Source organism: Salinispora fenicalii (assembly GCF_000514815.1).
In the GTDB taxonomy this organism is placed as follows: Bacteria; Actinomycetota; Actinomycetes; order Mycobacteriales; family Micromonosporaceae; genus Micromonospora; species Micromonospora fenicalii.
Map to the genome: position 1 here is coordinate 506,492 of NZ_KI911471.1, position 26,966 is coordinate 533,457.

The 26,966-nt window shown below is 69.8% G+C and carries 26 protein-coding genes; 22 read left to right on the forward strand and 4 right to left on the reverse strand.

Features of this window, described 5'->3' with window-relative positions:
- The first annotated feature begins 17 nt into the window (after nucleotides 1-17).
- The 5 genes from B116_RS0120275 to B116_RS0120295 all read left to right on the forward strand — a co-directional run bounded on the left by B116_RS0120275 (nucleotide 18) and on the right by B116_RS0120295 (nucleotide 5,326).
- A complete protein-coding gene (locus tag B116_RS0120275; RefSeq protein WP_018720155.1) occupies nucleotides 18-1,289 on the forward strand; it encodes a beta-ketoacyl-[acyl-carrier-protein] synthase family protein in 1,272 nt (423 codons plus the stop codon).
- Nucleotides 1,286-2,533, forward strand: a complete 1,248-nt coding sequence (locus tag B116_RS0120280; RefSeq protein ID WP_027661146.1) for a beta-ketoacyl synthase N-terminal-like domain-containing protein — start codon at nucleotides 1,286-1,288, stop codon at nucleotides 2,531-2,533. The genes B116_RS0120275 and B116_RS0120280 overlap by 4 nt, the downstream gene beginning before the upstream one ends.
- Nucleotides 2,530-2,892, forward strand: coding sequence for an antibiotic biosynthesis monooxygenase family protein (locus B116_RS0120285; RefSeq protein WP_027661147.1), 363 nt, complete (start codon nucleotides 2,530-2,532; stop codon nucleotides 2,890-2,892). The genes B116_RS0120280 and B116_RS0120285 overlap by 4 nt, the downstream gene beginning before the upstream one ends.
- 175 nt (nucleotides 2,893-3,067) lie before the next feature.
- The gene (locus B116_RS25520; RefSeq protein WP_223874627.1) at nucleotides 3,068-3,364 is read left to right on the forward strand and encodes an SRPBCC family protein; all 297 of its coding nucleotides are present in this window, start codon (nucleotides 3,068-3,070) and stop codon (nucleotides 3,362-3,364) included.
- Nucleotides 3,365-3,925: 561 nt separating this feature from the next.
- The gene (locus tag B116_RS0120295) at nucleotides 3,926-5,326 is read left to right on the forward strand and encodes a class I adenylate-forming enzyme family protein (protein WP_027661148.1); all 1,401 of its coding nucleotides are present in this window, start codon (nucleotides 3,926-3,928) and stop codon (nucleotides 5,324-5,326) included.
- Here B116_RS0120295 and B116_RS26970 read toward each other — a convergent pair.
- The gene (locus B116_RS26970; RefSeq protein WP_027661149.1) at nucleotides 5,254-5,949 is read right to left on the reverse strand and encodes a 4'-phosphopantetheinyl transferase family protein; all 696 of its coding nucleotides are present in this window, start codon (nucleotides 5,947-5,949) and stop codon (nucleotides 5,254-5,256) included. The genes B116_RS0120295 and B116_RS26970 overlap by 73 nt on opposite strands.
- A gap of 15 nt (nucleotides 5,950-5,964) precedes the next feature.
- On the opposite strand from B116_RS26970, the gene B116_RS0120305 reads away from it, so the two are divergent.
- The 12 genes from B116_RS0120305 (at nucleotide 5,965) to B116_RS0120360 (ending at nucleotide 17,133) form a co-directional block, all read left to right on the forward strand.
- Nucleotides 5,965-6,231, forward strand: a complete 267-nt coding sequence (locus B116_RS0120305) for an acyl carrier protein (protein WP_018720161.1) — start codon at nucleotides 5,965-5,967, stop codon at nucleotides 6,229-6,231.
- Entirely contained in the window at nucleotides 6,231-6,473 is a 243-nt protein-coding gene (locus tag B116_RS0120310) for a hypothetical protein (protein WP_027661150.1), read from the forward strand. The genes B116_RS0120305 and B116_RS0120310 overlap by 1 nt, the downstream gene beginning before the upstream one ends.
- A complete protein-coding gene (locus B116_RS0120315; RefSeq protein ID WP_027661151.1) occupies nucleotides 6,466-7,545 on the forward strand; it encodes a beta-ketoacyl-[acyl-carrier-protein] synthase family protein in 1,080 nt (359 codons plus the stop codon). Before B116_RS0120310 ends, B116_RS0120315 begins: the two co-directional genes overlap by 8 nt.
- Nucleotides 7,542-8,060 (forward strand): beta-ketoacyl synthase chain length factor, encoded by a 519-nt coding sequence (locus tag B116_RS0120320; protein WP_027661152.1) that lies wholly within the window; start codon nucleotides 7,542-7,544, stop codon nucleotides 8,058-8,060. Before B116_RS0120315 ends, B116_RS0120320 begins: the two co-directional genes overlap by 4 nt.
- The gene (locus B116_RS0120325; RefSeq protein WP_027661153.1) at nucleotides 8,057-9,673 is read left to right on the forward strand and encodes a class I adenylate-forming enzyme family protein; all 1,617 of its coding nucleotides are present in this window, start codon (nucleotides 8,057-8,059) and stop codon (nucleotides 9,671-9,673) included. The genes B116_RS0120320 and B116_RS0120325 overlap by 4 nt, the downstream gene beginning before the upstream one ends.
- Nucleotides 9,670-10,914, forward strand: coding sequence for a beta-ketoacyl-[acyl-carrier-protein] synthase family protein (locus tag B116_RS0120330; protein WP_027661154.1), 1,245 nt, complete (start codon nucleotides 9,670-9,672; stop codon nucleotides 10,912-10,914). The genes B116_RS0120325 and B116_RS0120330 overlap by 4 nt, the downstream gene beginning before the upstream one ends.
- Nucleotides 10,915-10,981: 67 nt before the next feature.
- Nucleotides 10,982-12,085 carry a 4-hydroxyphenylpyruvate dioxygenase gene (gene hppD / locus B116_RS0120335; protein WP_027661155.1) on the forward strand — a complete coding sequence of 368 codons (1,104 nt, stop codon included), beginning with the start codon at nucleotides 10,982-10,984 and terminating at the stop codon, nucleotides 12,083-12,085.
- The gene (locus B116_RS0120340) at nucleotides 12,082-13,011 is read left to right on the forward strand and encodes a phytanoyl-CoA dioxygenase family protein (protein WP_027661156.1); all 930 of its coding nucleotides are present in this window, start codon (nucleotides 12,082-12,084) and stop codon (nucleotides 13,009-13,011) included. The genes hppD and B116_RS0120340 overlap by 4 nt, the downstream gene beginning before the upstream one ends.
- Nucleotides 13,012-13,014: 3 nt before the next feature.
- On the forward strand, nucleotides 13,015-13,827 hold the full coding sequence (locus B116_RS0120345) for a DUF3050 domain-containing protein (protein ID WP_018720169.1): 813 nt from the start codon (nucleotides 13,015-13,017) through the stop codon (nucleotides 13,825-13,827).
- Nucleotides 13,824-14,795, forward strand: a complete 972-nt coding sequence (locus B116_RS0120350) for a thiamine pyrophosphate-dependent dehydrogenase E1 component subunit alpha (RefSeq protein ID WP_018720170.1) — start codon at nucleotides 13,824-13,826, stop codon at nucleotides 14,793-14,795. The genes B116_RS0120345 and B116_RS0120350 overlap by 4 nt, the downstream gene beginning before the upstream one ends.
- A complete protein-coding gene (locus B116_RS0120355; protein WP_027661157.1) occupies nucleotides 14,796-15,761 on the forward strand; it encodes an alpha-ketoacid dehydrogenase subunit beta in 966 nt (321 codons plus the stop codon).
- Nucleotides 15,762-15,765: 4 nt separating this feature from the next.
- Nucleotides 15,766-17,133 (forward strand): hypothetical protein, encoded by a 1,368-nt coding sequence (locus B116_RS0120360; RefSeq protein WP_018720172.1) that lies wholly within the window; start codon nucleotides 15,766-15,768, stop codon nucleotides 17,131-17,133.
- Nucleotides 17,134-17,184: 51 nt separating this feature from the next.
- Here the strand turns inward: B116_RS0120360 and B116_RS0120365 are convergent, their stop codons facing one another.
- Genes B116_RS0120365 through B116_RS0120375 form a run of 3 tightly spaced genes read right to left on the reverse strand, consistent with a single transcriptional unit; the run spans nucleotide 17,185 to nucleotide 20,722 of the window.
- Nucleotides 17,185-17,889 (reverse strand): SGNH/GDSL hydrolase family protein, encoded by a 705-nt coding sequence (locus tag B116_RS0120365; RefSeq protein ID WP_027661158.1) that lies wholly within the window; start codon nucleotides 17,887-17,889, stop codon nucleotides 17,185-17,187.
- 32 nt (nucleotides 17,890-17,921) lie between these two features.
- A complete protein-coding gene (locus B116_RS0120370) occupies nucleotides 17,922-19,160 on the reverse strand; it encodes an MFS transporter (RefSeq protein WP_027661159.1) in 1,239 nt (412 codons plus the stop codon).
- Nucleotides 19,157-20,722, reverse strand: coding sequence for a class I adenylate-forming enzyme family protein (locus tag B116_RS0120375; RefSeq protein ID WP_018720175.1), 1,566 nt, complete (start codon nucleotides 20,720-20,722; stop codon nucleotides 19,157-19,159). Before B116_RS0120375 ends, B116_RS0120370 begins: the two co-directional genes overlap by 4 nt.
- Nucleotides 20,723-21,023: 301 nt before the next feature.
- Here B116_RS0120375 and B116_RS0120380 point away from each other — a divergent pair, with 301 nt between their 5' ends.
- Genes B116_RS0120380 through B116_RS0120400 form a run of 5 tightly spaced genes read left to right on the forward strand, consistent with a single transcriptional unit; the run spans nucleotide 21,024 to nucleotide 26,965 of the window.
- Nucleotides 21,024-22,292, forward strand: a complete 1,269-nt coding sequence (locus tag B116_RS0120380) for an SGNH/GDSL hydrolase family protein (protein WP_026321346.1) — start codon at nucleotides 21,024-21,026, stop codon at nucleotides 22,290-22,292.
- Nucleotides 22,293-22,350: 58 nt separating this feature from the next.
- Nucleotides 22,351-23,577, forward strand: coding sequence for a cytochrome P450 (locus B116_RS0120385; protein WP_027661160.1), 1,227 nt, complete (start codon nucleotides 22,351-22,353; stop codon nucleotides 23,575-23,577).
- Nucleotides 23,578-23,608: 31 nt separating this feature from the next.
- Complete coding sequence (locus B116_RS0120390) at nucleotides 23,609-24,550, forward strand: alpha/beta hydrolase (RefSeq protein WP_027661161.1); 942 nt, start codon at nucleotides 23,609-23,611, stop codon at nucleotides 24,548-24,550.
- On the forward strand, nucleotides 24,543-25,649 hold the full coding sequence (locus tag B116_RS0120395; RefSeq protein ID WP_027661162.1) for an alpha-hydroxy acid oxidase: 1,107 nt from the start codon (nucleotides 24,543-24,545) through the stop codon (nucleotides 25,647-25,649). Before B116_RS0120390 ends, B116_RS0120395 begins: the two co-directional genes overlap by 8 nt.
- Entirely contained in the window at nucleotides 25,598-26,965 is a 1,368-nt protein-coding gene (locus B116_RS0120400; protein ID WP_027661163.1) for an aminotransferase-like domain-containing protein, read from the forward strand. The genes B116_RS0120395 and B116_RS0120400 overlap by 52 nt, the downstream gene beginning before the upstream one ends.
- Nucleotide 26,966: the final 1 nt, after the last annotated feature.

The window sequence follows — 26,966 nt, forward strand, 5'->3', positions numbered from 1 at the left end:
AAGATCGGAGTGGCGCCGTGACCGGGCGCCGCTCGGTGGTGACCGGCGTCGGGGTGGTCGCGCCGGGTGGCGCCACTCGGGACCGGTTCTGGAAGGCGATCACCGAGGGGCGTACGGCGACCCGGCGGATCTCCTTCTTCGACCCGTCGCCGTTCCGGTCGCGAATCGCCGCCGAGTGTGACTTCGAGCCGGTTGCCGCCGGCCTCAGCATCGCCGAGCAGCGTCGTGCCGACCGGTACGTGCAGTTCGCGCTCGCCTGCGCGGCCGAGGCGGTCGTTGACGCCGGCCTGGAGTTCACCGACGCGCTGCGGGATCGCACCGGTGTGGTCCTCGGCACCGCCGTCGGCGGGACGATGGCGTTGGAACAGGAGTACGTCACGGTCAGCGACGGTGGCCGGAACTGGCTGGTTGACGCCGCCCGGGGCGGCCCGTACCTGTACCAGGCGTTGGTGCCGAGCAGCCTCGCTGGCGACGTGGCCTGCCGGTACGGGCTGCACGGCCCGGCCCAGGTGGTCTCCACCGGCTGCACGTCCGGCATCGACGCGATCGGCTACGCCCACCAGCTCATCGTTGACGGCGAGGCGGACGTGGTGCTCACCGGTGCCGCCGACTCGCCGATCTCCCCGGTCACCGTCGCCTCGTTCGACGCCATCCAGGCGACCAGCCCCGACAACGACGACCCGGAGCACGCCTCCCGCCCGTTCGACGCCGACCGGCACGGCTTCGTCCTCGCCGAGGGCGCCGCGGTGCTGGTGCTGGAGGAGGAGGAGCGGGCCCGGCGGCGGGGGGCGCACATCTACTGCGAGGTTGCCGGGTACGCCAGCCGCAGCAACGGCTACCACATGACCGGGCTCCGTCCGGATGGGCTGGAGATGGGGCTCGCCATCACCGACGCGCTCGGCCAGGGGCGGATCCGGGCCGATCAGGTCTCCTACATCAGCGCACACGGCTCCGGAACCCGACAGAACGACCGGCATGAGACCGCCGCGTTCAAACGGGCGCTCGGCGAGGTCGCGTACCGGGTGCCGATCAGTTCGATCAAGTCGATGGTGGGGCATTCGCTCGGCGCGATCGGTTCGATCGAGATGGCCGCCTGCGCGCTGGCTATCGAGTTCGGCGTGGTGCCGCCGACGGCAAACTGGGCGACCCGCGACCCGGAGTGTGACCTGGACTACGTGCCGAACGAGGCGCGGGAGTTGCCGGTGGATGTGGCGTTGTCGGTCGGCAGCGGATTCGGCGGCTTCCAGTCGGCGATGGTGTTCCAGCGGTTGTCGGCGGTGACGTCGTGACCGCGCGGGCGGTGGTGACCGGGATCGGGGTGGTCGCACCGAGCGGTATCGGCGTGGACGCGCACTGGCAGACGGTGCTCGCCGGAGCGCGGCGTACCGGGCCGATCACCCTCTTCGATCCCTCCAGCTATCCGACCCGCTTCGGCGGCGAGGTGTCGGGATTCGACGCCGCTGCCTACGCCGACAACCGCCGGCTGGTGCAGACCGACCGGTGGACGCACCTCGGGTTCGCCGCCACCCGGCTGGCCCTGGCCGACGCGGGGCTGCCCCTGCGGGCCCCGGACCCGTACGGCTACGCGGTCGCCCTGGCCAGTTCGTCCGGGGGGAACCTGTTCGGGCAGCGGGAGCTGCAACGGCTGTGGGGCGGGTCCACTCGGACGGTCGGGGCGTACCAGTCGATCGCCTGGTTCTACGCCGCCAGCGTCGGTCAGCTCTCGATCCACCATCAGTTCAAGGGGCCGTGTGGGGTGCTGGTCGCCGAGACCGCCGGCGGGCTGGACAGCCTGGCGCACGCGGCCCGGGCGGTCCGCCGGGGCACTCCGGTGGTGATCGCCGGGGCCACCGAGTGCCCATTGAGCCCGTACGCCCTGGCGTGTCAGCTCGCCTCCGGGATGCTCAGCGAGGGGGCGGACCCGGAGCGGGCGTACCGACCGTTTGATGTGGCGGCGAGTGGCTACCTGCCGGCGGAGGGGGGTGCGGTCTTCGTCGTGGAGGAGTTGAGCCACGCGTTGGCCCGCGGGGCCCGGGTGTACGGTGAGCTGATGGGGTGGGGTGCCACCCACGACGGCGCACACACCACTGTAGACACAGCGGGCGATCCCGGGCAGTACGCCCGGGCGATGCGGCTGGCGCTGGACCGGGCCGGGGTCGGCGCGGATGCGGTCGACGTGGTGGTGCCCGACGCGTTGGGGGTGCCGCGCTACGACCGCAGCGAGGCGATCGCGTTGCGCGCTGTCTTCGGGGATCGGCAGCCCCCGGTCACCACGCAGAAGTCGCTGACCGGGCGGGCCCATCAGGGGGGAGCCGCCTTGGACGTGGCGACCGCGTTGCTCGCTTTCGCGCATGACACGCTACCTGCCTCCGCCGGACCGGATGAGGTCGCGCCGGGGTGCGAGCTGGATTTCCTGCGGGAGCAGCGGCAGCCGGTGAACCGGTTGTCGCTGGTCTGCGCCCGCGGCTTCGACGGGTTCAACAGTGCGCTGGTCTTGCTTGGGGCGGCGCCGAGGGACGGCGGTGAGCAGTGACCGAGCTGGACGAACGGAAGGCGGCGACCCGGTCTGACGGCGCCGGTGCGGCACAGGCGCGGGTGGTGTTCCTGGTGCGGGTGCCAGCCGAGCGGACGGCGGCGTTCCTGGCCGCGTACGAGGCGGTGCGCCACCTCGTCGCGGATGGGGTGCCGGGACACCGGGTGGACCAGGTGTGCCGGTCGGCGGCGGACCCGGAGCAGTGGTTGATCACCAGCGAGTGGGCGAGTTTGGCGGACTTCGAGGCGTGGGAACGGAGCCCGGAGCACCGCGACCTGGTCCGCCCGATGCGGGAGTGCTTCACCGATGCCCGCTCCCTGCGTTTCCACATTCTTGCCCAGACTCCCACTCTGCCCTGACCGGACTTCCACGACATACCGGTGCAGTACCCACGGCCATGCCGACCCGCCCGGGCATGGCCGTGGGGTGTGCCGTGACCGTGCAGTCCACTGTTGGCAGTCTGCTACGACCGTTTCACACTGCGTCGGCCAGGTCGGCAATCCAGAGGAGGCCGGATCATGGTTCGGCTTCCGGGTGGACGTCGAGCCGGTCGAGGGTGGGAAGGTCACGGTGATGTTCTCCCCGGACACGGTGGTGCGGGCCCGGGTCGTCGAGGTCGACGAGCCGCGCCGGTTCGGGTACGCGGGTGAGGGTGACACCTACCGCTGGCTGCTCAGCCCGCAGGGGGACGGCTGCCGGCTGGCGCTGGAAAATGAGGTCGGCGACCCGGGCCACCTGCCGCAGAGCGCCGCCGGCTTCCACCGGGCCCTGGACAGGGCGCAGGAACACCCCGCGCCCGCCCGTCGGGCAGCCCGCTGTTGCCTGGCCTAGCGCCCCTGGTCACCGCCGAAAGACCGCGCCGACCGTGTTTGTGCCGGCGGAGCCGGTGCGTCCATGTTGGTCGACTCGTGGCGGCGCATCCGCCTCGACCGACACCTCAGTCTATTCCCGCCGAAGACACCTGCTCGCGGCAGCCCGGGTCGAGCCCTGCCGCGCCCCGCCAGTGGGGCAGCTCGACAGCAAACGTAACGCAGGTGCCCAGGTGCCCAGGTGCCCAGGTGCCCAGGTGCACTACGAACCCGCAGGATGCGGCCTCCCGTGTATGGACGCCGATCGGCGGGGGAGACGGTCGTGGGGGCAGGCGCATCATGCGTTCGGGGTATCGAAGATCCTCCTAACGCATGCAGGGTCACCCGTTGGTGTCGGTGTGGGATCACGCGCGCGATCTTGCATGGCGAAGTGGTTGCCGGCAATCAGGCCAGCCGCCCTTTTTGATCTATCCTTTCGCACCTGTTAGCGGATCCGAAGTCTGCCGTAGGGTCGGCCGCAGCACCTCAGTGGACCTTCCTAAAGGGCAGAAATGCCCTTATTTGTGCTGGGCGGTGAACGGCAGTGAACGGGAACCCCTCGTCCCGCGATTCCAATGCGACCGATCCCGACTGGGTAGACGGTTTCCTGTTTACCGGCAAGCCGGCCGACGTCTGTCTCCGGCTCCCCGACCCGGTTGACCGGGGCACGCTGCACCGGCTGGTCACCGAGGCACAGACCCGCCTCAGCGCCGCCGGACTGCGCCGCGGGGGCGCAGTCGCGCTACGGCTGCCGCCGTCCCTGGCGTACGTGGTGAACCTGCTCGCCACCTGGCGCAGCGGCGCGCAGGCCATCCTGCTGGACCACCGCCTCACTGACCACGAGGCCGACCGCGCGCTGCGGCGGCTTACCCCTCAGGTGGTCGTGGCGCCGGTCCGCACCGGTGGCGCCGCGCTACGCGTCTTCGTCGATGTCACCGAGGGGTTCACCCCGTACGGCGACCACCCGGCCACCAGCGACCACGCAGTGATCCAACTCAGCTCCGGCTCCACCGGGCCCTCCAAAATAATTGGGCGGACCGCCGCCGACCTGATCGCTGAGGTGCGTCGCTACACCCAGCTCGACGGTGTGCCCCTACCCGGCGAACGACTCATCCTGCTTCCGTCCATGGTGCACGTGCTCGGCCTCGTCGGCGGCCTGCTCTACGGGCTGCACGCTGGCGTCGAACTGGTTCCACCGCAACGACTCAGCGGCGCGGCGGTGCTCGACGCGATCGGCGCCGCCGGCAGCCCGGCCACGGTCCTCGGCGTGCCATTCCACATCGGACTTCTGGCTGCCACCCAGCCCGACCGGCCCCTGCCCATGTTCCGCCGGATGATCACCGGCGGGGAACTTGTTTCCGCCGCCACGGCTCGCTCCTTCACGGACCGGTTCGGCGTACCGCTGGGCAACATGTATGGAATGACCGAGGTGGGGGTCATCGGCACCGACCTATATGGAGAACACCGGCCGAGGATTGTCCCCGCCCCCGGGGTCGACGTTCGTGAGGTCGCCGGTGAGCTGCGCGTGAGCTGCCCCGCCTCCCCGTACCTCGGCCACACAGATCCGTCCCGCTGGTCCGCCGGTTGGCTACACACCCGGGACGCGGGCACCGTGGACCCGGACAGCGGCCTGGTGACCATCCGCGGCCGGCTCGACTCCCAGGTCTCGGTCGGTGGGATGAAGGTCGACCTCACCGAGGTGGAGAATACGGTCGCGGAGCTACCGGGGGTCGCCGCCGCAGTGGTGGTCTGGGATGACGGCATCACCGCGTACGTGCAAACGGTGGGCACGCTCGCCGAGGAGACCCTGGACCAACAGCTCGCCGAGCGGCTGGCCGGCTACAAGCGTCCCCGCACCCTGCGGCTGCTCGATCAGCTGCCTCGCACGACCACCGGCAAGCTGGTCCGATCGGTGGATATGCTGCGTACGGCAGGGACATCGTGATCGGGCGGCTCCGTCTCCCCGACGATGACCGTCTCAGCTTCGCCGCCAACCACCGCTACCGCCAGGAGCAGCGTCCCGGGGCAGTGGGGATGGCCGACCCAGACATCGGCGATAGCTGGCACCGGGCGCATCCGTCCGGGGCCGGGGACCGGCATCCGCCGGCCTGGACCTCCGGCGCGCAGCCCGAGGCCGAGCGCCTTGCCGACGGCCTCCTTCGCGGTCCACAACCGCAGGAAGTCCCGGCTCCGTCCGGCTTCGGGACGGGCCGCGAGCCAGGCCACTTCGGCCGGGTCGTACCAGCGGCGGGCCAAGCCCAGCGCGGGCAGCTGACGGCACTGCTCGACGTCCACCCCCACCGGCCCGCCGGTCCGGACGGCGATCACCGTCACTCCGCCGCCACGGCTCACACTCGCCGGCACAGCGATCTGGCTCCGGCCGGTGTCCCTTGTGACCAGCGCAGCCGCGCCGGGCCGGTGGGTCACCACGAGGTCCGCCTCCGGACAGCCCAGCACTTTAGCGGCGGCCTGTCGCAGCAGCCGTTCGGCTGAGGCCGGCTGACCACCAGTACCCCGACCGATCCATACATACACGGTGTCCCGATTCGACACCAGTGACAGGTTCACGGAGAGAGGTTAACCATGAGAGCCGAGGTCCGCGCCTTCGTCATCGAGCAACTCACCGACATGAACTACGACGTGGAGGGGGTTGACGACGACGCCACTCTCGGGCCTGCCGGGGTGGACCTGGAGTCCCTGGCCCTCGCCGACCTGGCTGTCCGGGTCGAGGACCAGTACGGACTGACGTTCGCCGAGGAGGAGTCGGAGCAGCTGGCTCTGATGACGGTGGGTGAGTTCACCACGATGGTCGCCAACCGGGTTGCCGGGGCGCCGAGCGACCAATCCTGATGGCCGGTCAGCCCGACCTGAGGCGAGTGGACCTGGTGGCCATGCTCGCCCAGCTCACCGACCGATCCACCAACCAGCCCGAGCGGATTGGCTCGATGGAGCTGGCCTGGCTCGTGCACCTGGTCGAGCAGCGCTATGACCGGCAACTCGACCTCACCGACGACCAACTCGCCGAAATTCGCACCGTTGATGACGCACTGGTGGTCTTCGAGACCGCCCTGGCAGCTGCCGCCGATGGTTGAGCCGGCCGACATTCTCCTCACTGGCGTCCACGCGACCAGTGCACTCGGTCGCGGTGCCGAGGCGCAGTTGGCCGGGGTACTTGCCGGAATCCCCGCGTTCCGACCGGTCCGCCGCTTCAACACCGGCCCCCGGCGGGTCAACGCGGCGGCCACCCTGTCGGATGCCGGCCCCCTCGCCGACGAACTGACCGAGGCAGTGACCGCGGCGTGTACGTCGGCGGGGCTCACCGCATCGCAGCGGGCTGAGGCGGCACTGCTGCTCGCGGTGCACGGCGGGAGGTCCGTACCGGCGTTGGGCGCTGGCCTCGCCGCGGCCACTGGCTTCCCAGCCGTGCGCACGTACACCACGGCGTGTGTCTCGGGCACCAACGCGATCGCTGACGCGGCGGTGTTGCTGCGGCGCGGCGAGGTCGATCGGGCCGTGGTCGCCGCCGGCTACCTGGTCGAGCCCGACCAGTACGCCCTCTTCGACGTCGGCCGGGCACTCGCCACCGATGCGCAGGTGCGTCCGTTTAGCGCCGGGCGTACCGGTCTGCTGCTCGGCGACGGAGTGGCGGCGGTGGTGTTGGAACGCGCCGACATCGCCCGGCAACCGATCGCCGGCCTGCTCGGCTGGGGGCGGGCGGGTGACGCCTTCCACCCCTGCCAGCCCGAGCCGACCGGCCGCGGCCTGGCCCGGGCGATCAGCGCCGCACTGGTCCGCGCCGGTCGTGACCCAGCGGAGATCGGCTACGTCAACGCAAATGCCACGGGGGCCGGGCCAGGCGACGCGGCCGAGGCAGCGGCGTTGCGGACCGCACTGGGCCCGACGGCCCGGCGGGTGCCGGTGAGCTCCACCAAAGCTCTGCACGGGCACGCCCTGGAGGCGTCCGGCCTGTTGGAACTGGTGGTGACGGTGCTCGCGCTGCAGCGCGGCAAGCTGCCGGCGAACGCCGGTTGGCTCGGGCCGGACCCGGAGTGTCCGCTCGATGTCATCCGGGACGCGCCCCGACCGGCGGACACCGGCTACGCGCTCACCCTCAACGCCGCCTTCGGCGGCGCTAGTACCGCCCTGCTGCTGGGTGCGACGTGACCGGGCCGGGTGGACTGACCGTCCGCGCCCAGGCGGCCTGGCCGGAGCCGGGCGACGGCGCCGTGCCACCGCTACCAGGATTCGTCCACTCAGCCTTCAACCCGCTGGTGGTGGCGGTAGCAGATCGGTGCCTGCGCCGGGCGTACCGAGCCGCGCCGACTGTCGACGGAGAGCGCACCGCGATCGTGCTGGTCAGCCCGACCGGCGATACGGCCAGCGCGGCGTACGTGCGGGCCGCGGTGGCCGCTGACCGTCGGCCGGGACCGCTGTTCTTCTTCCAATCGGTGCCGAACAGCGTGGCCGGCCATCTGGCCGCCCGCTGGGGGCTGGGCGGGCCGGTGGTCTGCCTCGCGCCGACCGGCGACCCGCAGGCGGCCGGGTTCGCCGAGGCCGACCTGTTGCTGTACGACGGCGACGCCGACGCGGTGTTGCTGATCCTGATCGACACGGCACCGGACGACGGTGATGCGGAGTCAGCCGTCGCCGTGCTGCTGGGGGGAGGAGACCGAACATGAGACCCAGGGGAATCCGTGGGCTGCTCGCCGCCGATAGCCACATTGGTGCCGGGAATGTGCTCGAGCGGGTGCTTGCGCACGGCACCGACCCGGACACGCCCTGCCTGACGTTCGACACACCGCTGGACGGGCACCCCGCCGAGACACCGCTCACGCTGGGACAGCTCGACCGCCGGGTAGCGGCCCGGGCCGCCTGGCTGCACGAACGGGGAATCGGCCCCCGTGACCCGGTGGCGGTCTGGGCCACCGCGGTCGCGGACATGGTGTTGAGCTACCTTGCGCTGACCCGGCTGGGCGCGATCCCGGCGCTGATGAACGGACAGCTGCAGCCGACCATCGCCGCCGAGTACATCCGGCGGCTGCGTGGCGTCGCGGTGCTCGCCGATGAGACGCACCGCGCGTTGCTCGCCGAACACGACCTTGGGGTCCCGGTGCTCGGCACGCCGGCCGAGGCCGGCAGCGGTGACCCGGCCGCGGCGCCCGCTCACTACCGGCACCACCCGGACGACCCGATCGTGATCACCCACACGTCCGGCACCACCGGAGTGCCGAAGGCGGTGTTGCACTCGCACGCCAGCCTCTTCGTGGCGACCCGGCACCTGCTGAGCATGCCGCAGGCGCAGGGCACCAGCCGGATCCTGAGTGCCTTGCCCGCCCCACACACCGCCACCGTGCTCATGGTCAACCAGGTGCTCGGCAACGGGGCGGAGATGCTTCTCCTCTCCGAACAGGGTGGAGAGCGGGTTCTCGACGCCATCCAGCGCTGGCGCCCGGACGGGGTGTTCGGATTCTCGGTTACCTGGGCCGAGCTGGCCCGGTGCGATCTGGCCGGGTACGACCTGGACTCGGTTGGGCTGTGGTTCAACACCGGCGACTCGTCGCACGAGCCACACATCCGGCACCTGGTGGCGGTCGGCTCCCGGGACGTGATGACCCGCACGGGCGTCACCCGGGTGCCGGGCTCGGTATTCATCGATGGTCTCGGCTCCTCCGAGATGGGACACTCCATGTTCCACATCACCCACACCCGGGAGACCGACCGGTATGGACGGTGCATCGGCCGGCCGTACCGGTTCGCGAACGTCGCCGTGCTGGATGCGGCGGGTGAGCCGGTGCCCACGGGCGAGGCCGGCTGGCTGGGCATCGATTCGCTCTCGCTGTTCCGCGGCTACTGGAACGACTCGGTCACCACGCACCGCTACCGTCAGCGCGGCTGGTATCTGACCGGAGACCTGGTCTACGCCGACGCCGACGGCTGGTACTACCACCTGGACCGGGCGGTTGACTCGGTCGACTCAGTCGATGGGAAGCGCTTCTACACCGCGCTCTCCGAGGAGCGGATCCTCGCCGCCTGTCCCGATGTCACCGACTGCACGGTGGTCATGGCGCGCCAACCGGCCGGAGTCGTCACCGACGTGCTGCTGGAACTGGCCGCCGACGCGGACGAGACCACGGACCGTACCGCGGTGGTTCGGGAGGCGTTGGGCGGGGAGGTCGGGGCGACCCTACGGCGGGTTGTTCCGGTCCGTTCCGCCGACATCCCCGTCACCGTTACCGGCAAGGTCCGCAAGGTGGCGTTGCGGGAACGCTACCTGAGCGGGGCGTCCCGATGACCGCGGTCATCACCGGGATGGGTTTGTACACCCCGGTGGGCCGGGGCGTCGAGGCCACCTTCGAGGCGTTGTGCACCGGCCGCTCCGGGCTGGCTCGCCCGCCGGCCGACCACCCCGCCGCCGAAGCCCTGGAGGTCGCCGGGGTGCTGCCGGCGATCGACCCGCGGTCGGTGTCGTCCGGTCCGGACTCCAAGGTGCTGGACCGGATCGTGCTGCTCGCCCTGCTCACCGCCGCGGATGCGTTGGCTGACGCCGGCATCGAGGTGGGGCGGGACGTTGCTCCGGAGCGGACGGCGGTCATCGTCGGCGGGGTCGGCGGGCTGGCCACCCTGGAGACGCAGGTGCTCACTCGGGCGGCCCGGGGTCGAGCGGGAGTCAGCCCGTACCTGCTCACCGGGGTGCTACCGAACATGCCGTCGGCCCGGATCGCGATCCGACACGGTATTCGGGGGTACAGCTCCTCGGTCGGCACCGCCTGCGCCTCCGGGGTTCAGGCGATCGCCGACGCCGTTCGGCTGATTCGGGCCGGCGAGGCCGACGTGGTGCTCTGCGGGGCCAGCGAGGCGCCGCTCTTCCCGACCTTCGCGGACACCTTCGGCAACGCCCGAGCTCTCGCCCGCGGGTGGGCCGACCCGACGGAGGCCAGCCGACCGTTCGACCTTCGCCGCAACGGGTTCGTGTTGGCCGAAGGTGCGGCGCTGTTGGTGCTGGAGAGCGCCGCACACGCCGCTGCCCGGGGCGCTACCGGCTACGCGGAGATCGCCGGGTATGGCGTGACGACCGACGCATACCATCCGACCGCACCCCGGCCGGACGGCACCGGCGCGGCGGCGACGATCCGACGGGCGCTCACCGGCCGCCGCGTGCCGGTGCCGGCCGCCGAAGTCGGCTACGTCAACGCGCACGGCACCGGGACCAAGCTCGGCGACATCGCCGAGACCACGGCACTCACCGAGGTCTTCGGTGCGAACGGGGTACCGGTCAGCTCCACCAAGGCGCTCACCGGCCACCTGCTCGGGGCCTCCGGAGTGCTGGAGACGGCGGCGACCGCACTGGCACTCGGGCGGGGTCTGTTGCCGCCGACCTGGAACCTCGACGACCCGGATCCGGAGTGCCCGGCTGATCACATCCGGAAGGAGCCCCGGGCAACCGAGACCGGCTATGCGCTGACCAACTCCTTCGGCTTCGGGGGGCAGAACGTGAGCCTGCTGCTCGCGCGGGCCGCCCGGCCCCGGACTTGACGGTGCAACCTTTCGCGGGCGGAGCGCCCGTACGACCAGTGCGGGGAACTGTGGGAAAGGCTAGGACATGGACATCCGTGGAATAGACCACATTGAACTCTACGTAGACGATACCCGCCAGTCCGCCGCGTACTTCGGTAACGCGGTGGGGCTGCGGCCTCGTGGCCAGGGTGGCCCGGAGACCGGGTTGACCGGGCAGCGGTCGCTGCTGCTACGGCACGCCGACATCCGGTTGCTGCTCACCTCCGGGCTGACCGCCGATCATCCGGCGGCGGCCTATGTGCGGCAGCATGGCGATGGCATCGCCGTGGTCGCCCTGGCGGTTGACAACGCCGCCGAGGCGTACGCCGAACTGCTGGCCCGGGGCGCGGTCGGAGAACTGCCGCCGACCACCACCACCAGTGCGGACGCCGAGATCGTCATCGCCGAGGTGGCGGGCTTTGCCGATGTGCGGCACCGCTTGGTCGAGCGCCGTCGAGGTGGGCGCGACTTCTTGCCGGGCCTGGCGGAATTGCCGCCGGTAGGGGAGGCCACCGACCACTTGCTCGCCGAGATCGACCACCTGGCGGTCTGCGTGCCGCCAGGGCAACTCGCCGAGACGGTTCGCGGCTACCGAGAGATCTTCGGTTTCAACGAGATCTTCCACGAGTACGTGGAGGTCGACGGCCAGGCGATGAACTCCACCGTGGTGCAGAGCCGGTCCGGGCGGGTGACCTTGGTGCTGCTCGAACCGGACACCAGCCGGCGGGCTGGGCAGATCGACGCGTTCCTTGCCCAGCACTCCGGCGCGGGCGTGCAGCACCTCGGGTTGCGGACCGACGACATCATCGCGGCGGTCGGTGCGTTGCGCCAGCGCGGGGTGCGATTCGCGCGTACCCCGGCGGCCTACTACGACGACCTGGAGACCCGGGTCGGCCGGATCGACGGGTCCGTGGACCAGTTGCGGGAATTCGGGGTGCTGGTTGACCGGGACCACGACGGCCAACTGCTGCAGATCTTCACGGAGTCGATGCACGTGCGTCGCACGCTCTTCCTGGAGCTGATCGAGCGGCGCGGGGCGCGGACCTTCGGCAGCGGCAACATCAAAGCACTCTATGAGGCCAAGGAACGGGAATTGGCGGTGTCGGCCTCCGTCGGAGGTCTAGCCGCTACCCAGGAGGTGACGGGATGACCATTACTGATTTCGATCCACATCTGACCGATGAGGAGAGGTCGCTACTCCCCTCTGATGAGGACGTGGCGTTCTATGCCGAGCACGGCTGGTATATGTCCAAGAAGTTGCTCACCGACGACGAGGTGGACACGCTCGCCGCGGCTACCGACCGCTACTACGCCGGTGAACGGCACCGCCGGCTACCGGTGCAGCCCCCGAAGCTCGCGTACTGGGAACCAGCCAAGGGTGCGGTGCAGCGGCACAACGACTACGTCCACCATGAACACGACGGGCTCGGGGCGATCCTGCGTAAGCCCCTGATCGGGGCGGTTGCCGCCCGGCTGGCACAGGCTGACGAGATCCGGATCTTCCAGTCCACACTGATTCTCAAGCCGCCGATCGACGGGGAACCGTCGAATATCGTGCCCTGGCACTTCGACAAGCACTACTGGGCCTCCTCGTCGTCGGAGCGAATGCTGACCGCCTTTATTCCGTTCCACGACTGCGATGAGGAGCTGGGCACCATTGTCATGGTCGACGGCTCGCACCAGTGGGCCGAAGTCGGTGCCGACGACACCGTGGTGCGGCACTTCGCCGACCGCGACCGCGACCAACTCGACGACATGCTGGCCCGCAACGCCGGACACAACGGCGCCGAAATCCGGAAGATCCCGATGGTGATCCCGAAGGGGCACATGAGCTTCCACCACTGCCGGACCTACCACGGCAGCGGTGCGAACGTCAGCGGACGACCCCGCCAGGCGATCTCACTGCACCTGCAGGACGGCGACAACAGGTGGCGGGAATTCCCGCTCTCCACCGGCGAAAACGCCGCGTACAACCACGACGTGCTGGTTCGCCGTACCGACGACGGACGGCCGGACTACGCGGACCCCGAATACTGCCCGGTTATCTGGCGTCACCACGCCAAGCAGGGAGGCTGAGCTATGTCACGGTACGACTGGGGAAAGACGCACCCCGGAATCGAGCGGCTGGAAAAGGCGGTGACCGACAGTCGGGACCGGGTGGTCAAGCACCCGCTCTACGCCAGCCTGGACAACCATGCGGCGCTGGTCACCTTCATGGAGCACCACGTCTTCGCGGTCTGGGACTTCATGTCCCTGCTCAAGTCGCTGCAGCGGCAGCTCACCTGTGTGACGGTCCCCTGGATCCCGACCGGGCCGACCGGCAGCCGTCGCCTGATCAACGACATCGTGATGGTGGAGGAGAGCGACGAGCTGGGCGCGGGCTACCTCAGCCACTTCGAGCTCTACGTGCAGGGCATGACCGAGGCCGGCGCCGACACCAAGCCGGTGGAGAAGTTGATCGAGTTGTTGCGCGCCGGCGGCTCGGTAACCGAGTCGTTGGCTGCGGCCGGGGCACCCGCCCCGTCCGCGGCGTTCGCGAGCACCACCTGGCGGATCATCGAAACCACCCCGGTGCACTGCCAGGCCGCGGCGTTCGCGTTCGGTCGGGAGGATCTGATCCCGGAGATGTTCACCCAGGTTGTCGCGGTCAACCACCAGTCGGGACGGCTGACCCAGTTCGTTGACTACCTGGAACGACACATCGAGGTCGATGGCGAGCAGCACACGCCCATGGCCATGCAGATGCTCGCCGACCTCTGCGGCGACGACGACACCAAGTGGCAGGAGTGCGCGGATACGGTCAACGCCGCGCTCGTCGCCCGCACCCAGTTGTGGGACGACATCCTCGCCGCGGTCAAGGGGGCTCCGGCAGCGGCAGCGGGGCGCGGGTGAGTGGAGCCGACCCGATCCGGCTCTACCGTACGGTGCGGCTGATCCGTCGGTTCGAGGAGCGGGCGATCGAACTCGTCCGCTCCGGCCACATCGTCGGCGGAATTCATCCGTACCTGGGCCAGGAGGGGATCGCTGCCGGGGTGTGTGCGGCGCTACGCCCCGACGACGTGGTCGCCGGCACCCATCGGGGGCACGGGCACGTGCTCGCGAAGGGTGCCGACCCGGCCCGGATGATGGCGGAGCTGTGTGGTCGGGTGACGGGCCTGAACCGAGGCCGGGGCGGGTCGATGCACGCCGCTGACTTCGCCGCCGGCGTCCTCGGCGCCAACGCCATCGTCGGTGCGGGCGGCGCGATCGTGACCGGCGCCGTCTGGGCTCGGCGTCGGCGCGGTGAGGACCTGGTGGGGGTCAGCTTCCTCGGCGACGGCGCGGTCAACGAGGGGATGCTGCTGGAGGCGTTCAACCTGGCCGCCCTCTGGCGGGTGCCGGTGCTGTTCGTCTGCGAGAACAACGGCTACGCCACCACCATGCCGGTGGCCGACGCGGTGGCCGGCAGCATCTCGGCGCGAGCGGAGGCGTTCGGCATCCGGGCGAGTACGGTGGACGGTCAGGACCCGGCCGCCGTACACGCCAGCACCGCTGCCGCCCTCGCCCGGATGCGCGCCGACGGTGGTCCCGAGTTCCTGGAGGCCCGGACGTACCGGTTCGACGCCCACCACACCTTCGAACACGCGGTCCGCCTCGACTATCGCTCGCCGGCGGAGGTTGCTCAGGGCCGCTCCCGGGACCCGGTGCAGATCGCCGGTTCCCGGCTGCCGGCCGCCGAGCGGGCGGCCATTGACGCCGACGTGGAGGCGGTACTCGAGGCGGCGGTGGCGGATGCCCTCGCCGCCGCCGAGCCCGACCCCGCCACCGCACTGGAGTATCTGTATGCCAGCGGGCTGACCGCCCGTACCGGAGGTGGGTAGATGCCGCGGTTGTCCTACCGCAAGGCGCTCAACCGGGCGCTCGCCGACGAGTTGGCCCGCGACGAGGAGGTGTTCCTGCTCGGGGAGGACATCCAAGTCGCCGCGTCGGCGGTCACCGCCGGTCTACTGAAGCGCTTCGGCCCCGAGCGGGTCCGCGACACCCCGCTCTCGGAGCAGGCGTTCACCAGCTTCGCCACCGGTGCGGCGCTGGTCGGCGCCCGGCCGGTGGTGGAGTTCCAGATCCCCGCACTGCTGTTTCTGGTCTTCGAACAGATCGTCAATCACGCGCACAAGTTCCCGTTGATGACCGGCGGCCAGTGCGCGGTGCCGGTCACCTACCTGGTGCCGGGGTCCGGCTCGCGTACCGGGTGGGCGGGGCAGCACTCCGACCACCCGTACAGCCTCTTTGCGCATGCGGGGGTGACCACTGTGGTACCAGCCACCCCGGCGGACGCGTACGGCCTGCTGGTGTCGGCGATCCGCTGCGACGACCCGGTGGTGGTCTTCGCTCCGGCCGCGGCGACGGAGCTCCGCGCTGACGTCAGTGACCCGGTGCCGGTGCCGTTGGGCCGGGGGCGGGTGCATCGAAGCGGAGATGATGTGACGGTGGTCGCCGTCGGGCATCTGGTGCACGACGCGCTCGCCGTCGCCGACGAGCTGGCCGGTGAGGTTTCGGTGGAGGTATTCGACCCACGCACCCTGTATCCGTTCGACTGGGACGGGTTGCTCGGCTCGGTCGCCCGGACCGGGCGGTTGGTGGTGGTCGATGACTCAAACCGTTCCTGTGGCATCGCCGGCGAGATCATTGCCACTGTGGTCGAACAGGTACGACTGCACGCGCCACCGCGTCGGGTGACCCGTCCGGACGGTGCGGTGTTGCCGTTCGCCCCGGCCCTGGATCGAGCCGTACAACCGGGTCGTGAGCTGCTGCGGCACGCCATTGCCCACGTCAGCAAGGATGGATGACCACATGACCGACGTTGACTACCGCTGGCCGTCGGCCGCGCAGGCCTGGCTGGATCTACCCGCTGACGTCCGTTCCGACCTGGTCTCCGCCGGGGTGGAGTCCTGGCGCGAGATCTTCGACGGCCGGGCTTCGTACAACCAGAAGTGGCGGCTGGCCCGACCGCCGGTGATGGACCGGATCTCGCTGCGGGTGCTCAACTCCGTCTGTGACCGGCTCGCGCAGCTCATCTTCGAGTCGTGTCGGCGGCGGGCCAGAACGGCGGGGGAGCTACGCCACCTGCTTGGGATGCCGGCGGGGCAGAACCGGCTGCTCGACGAGGCCGAGCCGCTCACGGAGGCGTTGCTCGCCGGGTTCCGTCCGGACGTGCTGCTGAGCGACGGAGTACCGCGGGTGGTGGAGTACAACATCGACAGCAGCCTCGGCGGGGCACTCGACGCGGACACGACGGTACGGCGGTTCGTCGATCTCTATCGGCGGCGCGGCATCGACCGGGTCCGAATGGAGCCGGCGCCATCCGCAGTGGACATGCGGTTCGCGGCGATTCGGGACGGTCTTGGCTTGGCGGCCGGGGCGCGACTCGCGCTTTTGATCGACTTCGACGCCGAATATCCGGGGCTGGAAGACCCGACGCGTTTCTACCGGAAGCTGGCGCCGGTGGTTGACCGCGCCGCCGTCGCCGGTCTGGACTTGATCGTTGCACCGGTTACGGAGGCCAGCCAGGACGCCGAGGGGCGGCTGGTGGTCCGGGGCGCCCCGGTTGACGGGCTGTTTCGGCTCTTCGTGCCGAATCGGGTCACACCGAGCGCCGGGGTGGATGCCTTGGAAGCGGCGGTGCGGGCGAAATCCGTGCCGATGTGGGTGTCGGCGGCAGCGTGGCTGCTCGGGAACAAGCAGGTGTTCGCCTGGCTCTGGGCGGACGCTGATGCGTTGCCGGCGGCCGACCGGGAGCTGATTCACCGCTATGTTCCGCAGACCTGGCTGTTCACTCCAGACCTGGTCGAGCAGGCGGTGGCGGACCGGCACGACCTGGTGGTCAAGCCGTCCGGTGGATCCGCCGGGGTGGACGTGCTGATCGGCCGGGAGACCGACCCGGAGGCCTGGCGGGAGGCGGTGGGCCGGTTCGCTCAGCAGGGCGGCTTCATTCTGCAACGCTTCGTGCGCGCCGACGAGGTACCAGTGGAGTTCGTGCATATGGAGACCGGGGAACTGGTCACCGCGGAGGTGCCGTACAGCATCGCTCCGTATCTCTTCGGCCGTCAGCCGGCCGGTGCGTGCGTTCGTATCGGCTTCCCCGGCAGCGCGGGAGTGCTCAACCTGGCTCGTGGCGTGCTCATTTCCGGCCTGCTGGTGACGGACCCACCGCCGTCCTGACCGGTCGGGCGGTGTCGTTCGCCGCGGGCCCCTTCGGTGCCGGTCGGCCCGTCAGGGCAGACCGCTGCGGTCAGCGTTCGCCGAACCGAGATGGTGCGCGAGGCAACGGAGCGTCTCCGCAGCGGCGATGGCGTCGCTGCGGGCGCTTCCGTGCCGGCCGTCGCTGCTGTAGATGGAGGGGTCAGCGGTCAGCGGATGATCGGTCAGGTGCACGTGGACCGTGCCCAGCCGACTGGCCACCACGCGGGTGTGTTCGGCCAGCCGGCGCAGGCGCACACCGAGGCCGGCGCGACGCGCCTCGGGCACGGCGGGGCTGTGCGACACGTCGAATATCCCCACCGTGATGACCGTCGCCCCGGCGTGCTGTAGCGCCTCGACCATCCCGGTGATCTCGGCGTCCACCGCCTCGGCGTCGAAACTGGGCCGGAACGCGTCGTTGCCACCGCAGATGACCAGGGCGAGATCCGGTTTGAACTCCAGTGCCGGGCCGAGCTGGCTGGCCCGGACCTGGTATGCCCGCAGCCCGCGCAACCCAAGATTGAGGTAGGCGAGTTCCGGCGCCCGAGCTCGTAGCTCGGCGGCTATCCGATCGGCCAACTGCACATCCGGGTAGCCGTCAACCGGCTCGCAGAGCCCCTCCGCGACGCTGTCGCCCAGCACCACGAAACGGCGCCACGGATGCCCCTGCAGCAGAGTCTGGCTCTCCTGCTCCTGCAGGCAGTAGGGATCGGTGGCTTCGCTTCGCGTCGCTGTCATGATCGGACGTTAGCGCAGCCGGCGCCGGGGTGCTAAGCGGAAATCTGCTCTTGATTCGCGGGGTTGGCCAACGGCGTCTCCGTCCGCATCCGGCGCAGGACGGCGGCGAGGGGAACAGTGGTAACGGTGAAGATGAACAGGGCCGCGGTCAGCAGCGCAGGCTCCAGGCCGAGCGTGGTGACTGACGCGCCACCGAGCAGGGCGCCCAGGGGTAGGCCGGCGAAGGCAAGCGCACCGGCCAGCCCGATCACCCGGGACTGGAGCTCGGCCGGGGGACGCTCGTAGAGCGCGACCCCGAGCAGTGGGTTGACCACGGCGATGCCGATTCCAGAAATGAAGGTCACCACGACCACCACCGTGAGGTTGTCGCTGAGGGCCAGGACCAGCAGCCGGGGCGGGCCACTCGCCGCGGCGCCGATCGCGAAGGTCAGGTCCCGGCGCAGCCGCGAGCCAAAGCTGGTGAACAGCACGTTGCCCAGCAGGGATCCGGTGGTGAAAGCACCAAGCACCAGCCCCAGCCCGGCCGGGCTACCCAACACGTCTGCTACCCAGAGTGGGATGTAGACCGCGATACTCGCGTTTACCACCATGTTCAGTGCGGAGATCACCAGCAGCATGGTGAGCACCATCCGGTCCTGCCGGAGATACCGCAGGCCGCCGGCGAGTGCCTGCGAATAGCGTTCCGGCACCGAATTGGCCGGCCTACCGGTGCTGCGGCGCACCAAGGTGGAAATCAGCAGCGCGCAGACCGCGAAGGTCGCCGCGTCAACGAGAATCGCCAGGGTGGCGCCGAGCCACCAGATGAGCAGGCCACCAATGCTCGCCCCGAGTAGGGTCATCAGCCGGGACAGCCCGTCGTAGGTCGAGGTTAACCGGATCAACCGGACGCCGGCAGCTTCCGCGGCTGGGCGGAACATCACGTGCTTGACTCGGTCGCCGACTCCGCGCAGCGTGCCCACCAGGGCCACCAGGATCAGCAGTGCGCCGAAGCCGAGCCACGGAGTAAGTGCCACTGCCACCATGAGCGCGGCGCTACCCAGGTCGGCGAGGATCGAGGTGCGGCGTAGGCCGATCCGGTCGGCCAACGGGGGGCCGAGGCCGCTGGAGAGGAGGTAGGGCAGCGTCTCGGCGGCAGCGACTATCCCCATCTTCGCCGGGCTACCGGTTGTCTCCAGCACCAGCCAGGGAATGGCGACAATCGAGATTCGGCTGCCGAGGTTGGACAGCAGGTCAGCACCGACGAGCGCGACCAGTTCTCGCCGTGCGGTCACGTGTGACGACCGATCGATGCCTCCGGGTGCTCGACGGTCGACGGGTGGCTGGCCGCGTACCGCGCCCGCAGGGCGCGTTTGTCAATCTTGTTGGAGCGGTTCAGGGGCAGCGCGGCTACGAACTCCACCCCGCCAGGTGCCCAGGTGTCGCTCAACGCGGCGGTCACGACGTCGATCAGCTCCGCGCCGGAAACCGTCGCACCGGGCCTCGGCACCACGTAGGCGTACGGCAGCTCACCGGCGACCGCGTCGGGCACGCCGATCACCGCCGCCGCCCGGACGTCGGGATGCCCGGCGAGCGCGTCCTCGATCGGCCGGGAGTAGATCGGCCAGCTACGTCGGCGAGTGAGGATCCGGTCCTGCAGTCGGTCGACCAGGTACAGGTAGCCGTCCGCGTCGAGATGGCCGACATCGCGGGTGCGGACCCAGCCGTCTACCAGGGTGTCCGCGGTCAACTCCGGGTTGCCGTGATAGCCGGCGAAGCGAAGCGCCGTCTGCACCCAGACCTCGCCGTCTACATCCGGAGGCAGTACCGTCCCATCTGCCGCGCGGATTTCGATTCGCACGTCGCCGTACGGCTTGCCGCAGGAGCGCAGTCGTTCCGGATGCGCCGGATCCTCGGTCAAGCCCGGTTGCGCGGTGACCACCACCGCTTCGCTGAGCCCGTACACGATCCGCAGGACTGGACCGAACCGAGTGATTGCCTGACGCAGCCGGGTCGGCGCGGCGGGTCCGGCGCCCACATTGAACATGAACATTGAAGAGAAGTCGACCCCGGGTAGGGCGGGGTGATCGAGCACTTCGTAGAGCATCGGCGGGGTCAGGAAGGTGGAGGTGATCCGCTCGGCCGGCACGGTTCGGATGAACTCCGCCGTGTCCCAGCCCTCCCGGGGAAAGAGCACGCCGCCGGTGAAGAGATTGAACAGGGTGGTGATCTGGCCGCTGGCCAGCCACATCGGGGAGTAGGACAGGTGCCGCAGCAGCGGCAACCCGGCGGTACGGAAGCCAGCGGCCAGGGTGAGGGCCTGGACGTAGAAGCTCTCCTGGTGTCGCACCAGCTTCGGGGTGCCGGTGGTGCCGGAGGTTTGCAGAAGCGATTCCGCCGCCGGTACCTGGGTGGGCAGGTCAGCGGCGGCGGGTGCGGGGATCAGGTCGACGCCGAGGCGGAGCACCGGCCGGTCACTCAGCTCCGCGGCCAGCTCCGCACCGATGTTGGCCGGGTCACGGGCGTCGTAGAGCAGGGCGTCGGGCCGGGCGAGTTCGACGAATTCCTTGATCTCACGGCGGGATGTTACCGGAGCGATCCACATCGTACGGCAGCCAAGCAGGTGCAGCGCGAGCTGTAGCAGCGGTCCTTCCACCGGATTGCCGAGCGACAACAACACCGCGGCGCCGGGTCGAATTCCCTGGCGGAGCAGGGTTGTGGCGAATCCGCGGACCTGAGCATACACGTCGGCGTAGGTGAGCCTTCGTGCACCGTCGATGATTGCGTCGCGTTCGCCGAACTCGGCGAATAGTGCCAATGCCTGGTGCACGTAGCCCGGCTGCGGTCGGTCGCCCATCCGGACGCCCCCATCCATGACAGCGATGTGCCCAGGGTGGGTTCCCGGGGCACGGTGCGGGCCGCGGGCGACCGCGCCACCACCTGTGAGCCTAGGGCAGCCAACGGAAATGAACACGAGCCGAAGGGGGCCTTCGACCAGGCCAGCAGGACACGTGATCACGTCGATCAGGTTGATTGACGCCTCCGCGCGGTGGCGGATACGTTCCGCAGCACGCCCAGTTGAGCCCGGCAGTGGCCGGGCCAGACGCTGGGCTGCCAACAATGGAGGTTCAATGTCGACCCCGAAGAAATGGCATTTCGTGGCGGCTGCCGCGGCGCTACTTATGGTGGGTACGCCCAGCGTGGTAGCGAACGCGGAATCGCCCGAAGTAGCAAGGCACGGCAAGAAAACCTGGTCCGCGAGTTGGGCGACCGCGGTGGCCGGGGGAAATTCGGGCGGCCCGACCAACACGGGCTTTGAGAACCAGACGATCCGGAACATCGTGCACACCACCGTGGGTGGGTCGGCGGTCCGGGTCCGACTCAGCAACATGTACGGCGAGAAGGACATCCAGATCGGTCGGGCGACAATCGCTCGGCCGGACGAGACGACCCCCGATGATCTGTCCGACATCGACCCGAGTACGCTGCGGGAGCTCACGTTCGGTGGGTCAACCTCGGCGACGATGAACCAGGGCGCCGAGCTGATCAGCGACCCGATCGACTTCCCGATCGGTGACCAGCAGGACCTGGTGGTTTCGGTCTACTACCCGGTCCTGACCGGCCTGGTGACCTTCCACGGCACGTCTCGCCAGACGAGCTTCATCGGCGACGAGGATCTCACCTCGGATACCGGTGCCGGTCTGAGGAGGCTCTCGGACTGCTGCTGGTTGTTCCTGTCCGGTGTCGATGTAGAACGCCGCAAGAGCCCCGGCTCGGTGGTGGTCTTCGGTGACTCGATCGCCGACGGCAACGGCAGCACGCTGAACGCCAACAAGCGTTGGCCGGATCTGCTGGCCGACCGGTTTATCGACGCCCGCCCGGATTCCCGGACCCCGGCCGTGCTCAACATGAGTCTCGCCGGGAACCGGCTCAACCACGAGGGTACGGAGTCGGGAGCAGGCGGCTTCCCCGGCTACAACGAGTTGGGGCCGAACGCGCTCGCCCGGCTCGATGAGGACATCTTCGCCCAGAACGATGCCCAGGCCGTGATCACACACCTGGGTATCAACGACATCTGGATGTCCGACGACTCCGCCGAGGCGATCATTGCTTCGCTCCGGCAGATCAATCAGCAGGTCAAGGCACGTGGCCTGCGCAGCCTGGTGGGCACGTTGACGCCTTACGAGGGTCACGGTGAGCCGGGTGTGTGGACGCCGGAGAAGGAAGAGACCCGGCAGACGGTGAACGAGTACCTGCGTACCAGCAAGGAGTTCGACGGGGTCGTCGACTTCGATCGGGTGCTGCGTGACCCGGAGCAGCCCAGCCGGTTGCTGCCGGCGTACGACTCGGGCGATCATATTCACCCGAACGACGCCGGCAACGAGGCAATGGCCGGCGCGGTGTCGTTGCGCTTGCTCGGTCTGTGACATCGGTTCGGGCGGCGGAGAAATCCGTCGCCCGAACCACCCTATCGTGGGAGGTGCCGTGCTGGACGTCGAAGACCTGCTAGCCCGTCTCTACAGCGCGCAGGGCCGGCAGGATCCCTATCCCGTCTACGCCAACCTCCATGCGCAGGGAGCGATCGCCGCCCTGGCGCCGCGACCGGAGCGTCAGCGGGTCGCCGCGGTGGCCGTCGGCTATGACCTGGTCGCCGCGGTGCTGCGGGACCCGGAGTGGTTCAAGCAACCGCCACCGGACTGGACGGAACAGGAGATACTCCGGACCCTCCAGTCGTCGATGATGTTCATCAACCCTCCCGATCATGGCCGGATGCGGCACGTGTTCGCCGGCACCTTCACACCGCGTCGGCTCGGTGCCCTGGAACCGGTGATCAACCGCGTGACCGACGAACTGCTGGACCGGATGGCCGATGTTGGGCCGGGTGAGGTGGACTTCGTCGCCGAGTTCGCGTACCCGCTGCCAGCTCGGGTGATGGCCGAGTTCATCGGGATTCCCGCGACCGAGTTGGCCTGGTACCGGGAGCGGGTCGACCGGATCGACGAGTTTCTGGACGTGGCCGGCAAGACACCGGAGCGGCTGGCAGCGGCGAACGCCGCCGGGGCCGATCTGCGGGCTTTCTATCGGGAACTGCTCGCGCGTCGTCGTCGAACGCCGGGCGATGATCTGATCAGCGGGCTGGTGGAGGCGGTCGACGCGGGCGGTGTCGAGTTGACCGAGGATGAGTTGATCAGCAACCTGGTCGTGCTCTTCAACGCCAGCTTCGTCACCACCGTCTACCTACTCAGCAACGGCCTACCGGTGCTGCTGGCGCATCCGGAGGTGGCGGCTGCGCTGGCCAACGACCCGGAGCTGGCCGCTGGTGCCGTGGACGAGATTCTGCGGCTGCAGACGCCGGTGCACCTGCTGGCCCGCACCGCGCCCCGGGACACGGTGCTCGGCGGAGTGTCGATCCCGCAGGGCCAGAACGTTCTGCTGCTGATCGCCGCCGCCAACCGGGACCCGGCCCATTTCCCAGAACCGGACCGGTTCGATCCCCGGCGGCCGGGACCGCCTTCGCTGGCCTTCGGCCTCGGCCTGCACTACTGCCTCGGCGCCGCCGTCTCCCGGCTGGAGGGCCGGCTGGCGCTGCCTCGGCTGCTGTCCCGGTTCCCCCGGCTGCGAATCCTGGAGCAGCCGGTGTACAGCGGCAGCCTCTTCCTGCGTGGAATCGACAAACTCTCGGTCAGCCCGGGGGGAAGGGAGCATCCGTGAGTGAGCGACCAATCGGCACAAGGGTGCACCGATGAGCCTGCATCCGGAGGCTGAGGCGTACCGGGCGAGCCGCGCAGCGGCCGGTACCCCACCGCTATACACACAGACCCTCGCTGAGGCCCGCGCGGCCGACCTCGCCGCAATCCGGGCCGGCTCCGGCCCGGTCGAGCCGGTTCACGAGGTACGGGATACGCGCGTACCCGGACCGGCCGGTGATATTCCGGTCCGGGTGTATCGTCCCGCCGGGACCGGGCCGCTGCCGACACTGCTCTACTTCTTCGGCGGAGGGTGGACGCTGGGCAGCATCGATACCGCGGACGGGGTTTGCCGGCGACTAGCCAATACGGTGCCCTGCCAGGTGATCACTGTCGGCTATCGGCTGGCTCCGGAGTATCCGTTTCCGGCGGCCGTGCACGACTGTCACGCCGCCCTGCGCCACATCGCGGCACATCCAGTGGAGTTCGACGCGGACCCGGAGCGGCTCGCGGTGGGCGGGGACAGCGCGGGCGGCAACCTGGCCGCCGCGGTCACGCTGCTGGCCCAGAAGGAGGGTCCCCGGCTGGTCGCGCAGTTGTTGGTCTACCCGAACACCGACCAGACGATCGAGCCGCCCGGCGGCGAGGATCCGCTGCTGTTCAACCGCCGCTCGGTCGCCTGGTACCGATCCCACTACCTGGCCGACCCGACCGACGCCCAACATCCCCTTGCGTCGCCGCTGCTCGCCGAGGACCTGACCGGTCTGCCGCCGGCGTTCGTGATCACCGCCGAGCACGATCCGCTCTGCGACGAGGGCGAACGGTACGCCGACCGGCTTCGCCTCGCCGGCGTGCAGACCGTCCTCACCCAGTACGCGGGCATGGTTCATGGCTTCTTCACCATGCCCGGCGTCTTCGAAGCGGGCCGGCAGGCTCAGGCAGCGGCCGCGACCTTCCTGCGTCGCCGCCTTCGGCGAACGGCGGCCGACAATGGCTGAGCGGTTGTCGCTGCCCGGTGAGCCGCCGGTCGCCCTGGCCGACTTCGCCGACCTCGCCCGCGCGGTGCTACCGCCGGAGGTGTGGGATTTCGTGGCCGGTGGCAGCGGCGCCGAGACGACGCTGGCCGCGAATCGACGGGCCCTGGACCGGACTGGCGTGCTGCCCCGCGTGCTGTGCGGTTCGCCAACGCCGCTGACCGACGCCCGGCTGCTCGGTGCCGGCCAGGCGCTGCCGGTGGCGGTCGCGCCGATGGCGTATCAGCGGCTGTTGCACCCCGACGGGGAGGTAGCCCTCGCCGCTGCGGCCGGCGCGGCGGACATCCCGTATGTGGCCAGCACGCTCGGCAGCGTTCCGATCGAACAGGTCGCGCAAGCCGGCGGCGACGTGTGGTTCCAGCTCTACTGGCTGCGGGACCGGGGGCTCGTCGCCGACCTGCTGGACCGGGCCGAGGCGGCGGGTTGCACCGCGCTGATGCTCACGGTGGACGTGCCAATTCTCGGCCGTCGGCTGCGGGACGTACGCAACTCGTTCGCCATTCCTGCGGATGTGGTCGCCGCGAACCTACCCACCGGCCGTGACAGTCTCGCCCACACGGTGACCCCGGGGGTGTCCGCGGTGGCCGCACACACCGGTGCGGTCTTCGCGCCGGCCGTGAGCTGGGACGACCTGGAGTGGCTGCGGGAGCGGACCACGGTCCCGCTGATCGTCAAGGGGGTGCTCGATCCGCGCGATGCCGGCCGCGCGGTGGCGGCCGGAGCGGACGCGGTAGTGGTTTCCAACCACGGGGGACGCCAGCTTGACGGCGCACCGGCCACCGTGGACGCGTTGCCCGCGATCGTTGAGGCGGTGGGCGACCGGTGCGAGGTGCTGCTGGACAGCGGTGTCCAGAGCGGAGTGGACGTGTTGCGGGCCCTGGCCCTCGGCGCGCACGGTGTCCTGGTGGGTCGCCCGCTGCTCTGGGCGCTGGCGGCCGGTGGCCGGGCCGGTGCTGAGCTGGCCCTGTCGCTGCTGGCTGACGAGTTCCGGGATGCGCTCACGTTGGCGGGGTGTGCCGACGTGGCGGCGGCACGGCAACTGCGGACGACGGCGGTGCAGTGATCGTGGACTTACACCTGGCCGACCTGCACCCGGCGCTCGGGGATCCGGCCCTGAACTCGATGAACTTCCTCAACGAGGTGGCGCAGGACTACCCGGACGCGGTGTCGCTCGCCGCTGGCCGGCCGTACGAGGAGTTCTTTGAGTTCTCGGCGCTGCACCGGTATCTGGACATCTTTCGGCAGCACCTGGTCGATGACCTCGGGCAGGACTCGAGGCAGGTGCATCGCACCCTGTTCCAGTACGGGCGGACCAAGGGGATCGTGCACCACCTAGTCGCCCGGAACCTCGCTGTGGACGAGGGGATGACGGTCGATCCGGAGGCGATCGTGGTGACCGTCGGGTGTCAGGAGGCGATGTTCCTGGTGCTGCGGGCGTTGCGTGCCGATCCCCGGGACGTGCTGCTTGCGGCGGCGCCGACCTATGTGGGGCTCACCGGCGCAGCGCGGCTGCTGGACTTTCCGGTCCGCCCGGTGGCGACGACGGACTCCGGGGTGGACCTGGCGGACCTGCGCGATCAGGTGCATCGGGCCCGGGCCGAGGGGCTGCGCCCGCGCGCCTGCTATCTGATGCCGGACTTCGCCAATCCGTCGGGTACCAGCATCTCGTTGTCCGACCGGCGGGCGCTGCTGGACCTGGCCACCGAGGAGGAGCTGCTGCTGATCGAGGACAACCCGTACGGACTGTTTCCGGCCACGGAGGGTCGGCGGCTACCCACGTTGAAGGCCTTAGACACCAATCGTCGGGTGGTCTACCTGGGATCATTTGCGAAAACGGTGCTACCCGGCGCACGGGTTGGCTACGTGGTGGCCGACCAGTCGGTGGCGGATGTCGATGGCGGGGGAGGGCTCCTCGCCGATCAGCTGGCCAAGGTCAAGAGCATGGTCTCGGTGAACACCTCACCGTTGGCCCAGGCGGTGGTTGGTGGGGTGCTACTCGCCCACGATTGCAGCCTGTTGGCGGCCACGGTACGACAGCGCACCGTTTACGCCGATAATCTGCGCCATCTGGTGCACGGCTTGGGCCGCCGGTTCCCGGCCGGTTCGTCGGTGCGTTGGACGGTTCCCGCCGGCGGGTTCTTCGTGGTGGTCACCGTGCCGTTTGCCGTGGACGACGCGTTGCTGCACCGCTCTGCCCGCGAGTACGGGGTGCTCTGGACCCCGATGGCGCACTTCTACGGCGACGGTGTGCCGGTGCACGCGCTGCGGTTGTCGGTCAGTGCCGTCACCCGGGATGACATCGACCGTGGGCTGGACCGGCTCGCGGCCCTCGTCGCGGGCGAGGTGACGCGGCAGGGAGATGGGATCAAGACGCACTGAC

Bases quoted from the DNA above. Each gene is read 5' to 3' on its own strand.
- B116_RS0120305 (WP_018720161.1), top strand. From the start codon at position 5,965: ATGAGAGCCGAGGTCCGCGCCTTCGTCATCGAGCAACTCACCGACATG.
- B116_RS0120310 (WP_027661150.1), top strand. From the start codon at position 6,231: ATGGCCGGTCAGCCCGACCTGAGGCGAGTGGACCTGGTGGCCATGCTC.
- B116_RS0120315 (WP_027661151.1), top strand. From the start codon at position 6,466: ATGGTTGAGCCGGCCGACATTCTCCTCACTGGCGTCCACGCGACCAGT.
- B116_RS0120325 (WP_027661153.1), top strand. From the start codon at position 8,057: ATGAGACCCAGGGGAATCCGTGGGCTGCTCGCCGCCGATAGCCACATT.
- B116_RS0120330 (WP_027661154.1), top strand. From the start codon at position 9,670: ATGACCGCGGTCATCACCGGGATGGGTTTGTACACCCCGGTGGGCCGG.
- hppD (WP_027661155.1), top strand. From the start codon at position 10,982: ATGGACATCCGTGGAATAGACCACATTGAACTCTACGTAGACGATACC.
- B116_RS0120340 (WP_027661156.1), top strand. From the start codon at position 12,082: ATGACCATTACTGATTTCGATCCACATCTGACCGATGAGGAGAGGTCG.
- B116_RS0120345 (WP_018720169.1), top strand. From the start codon at position 13,015: ATGTCACGGTACGACTGGGGAAAGACGCACCCCGGAATCGAGCGGCTG.
- B116_RS0120355 (WP_027661157.1), top strand. From the start codon at position 14,796: ATGCCGCGGTTGTCCTACCGCAAGGCGCTCAACCGGGCGCTCGCCGAC.
- B116_RS0120360 (WP_018720172.1), top strand. From the start codon at position 15,766: ATGACCGACGTTGACTACCGCTGGCCGTCGGCCGCGCAGGCCTGGCTG.
- B116_RS0120365 (WP_027661158.1), bottom strand. From the start codon at position 17,889: ATGACAGCGACGCGAAGCGAAGCCACCGATCCCTACTGCCTGCAGGAG.
- B116_RS0120375 (WP_018720175.1), bottom strand. From the start codon at position 20,722: ATGGGCGACCGACCGCAGCCGGGCTACGTGCACCAGGCATTGGCACTA.
- B116_RS0120390 (WP_027661161.1), top strand. From the start codon at position 23,609: ATGAGCCTGCATCCGGAGGCTGAGGCGTACCGGGCGAGCCGCGCAGCG.
- B116_RS0120395 (WP_027661162.1), top strand. From the start codon at position 24,543: ATGGCTGAGCGGTTGTCGCTGCCCGGTGAGCCGCCGGTCGCCCTGGCC.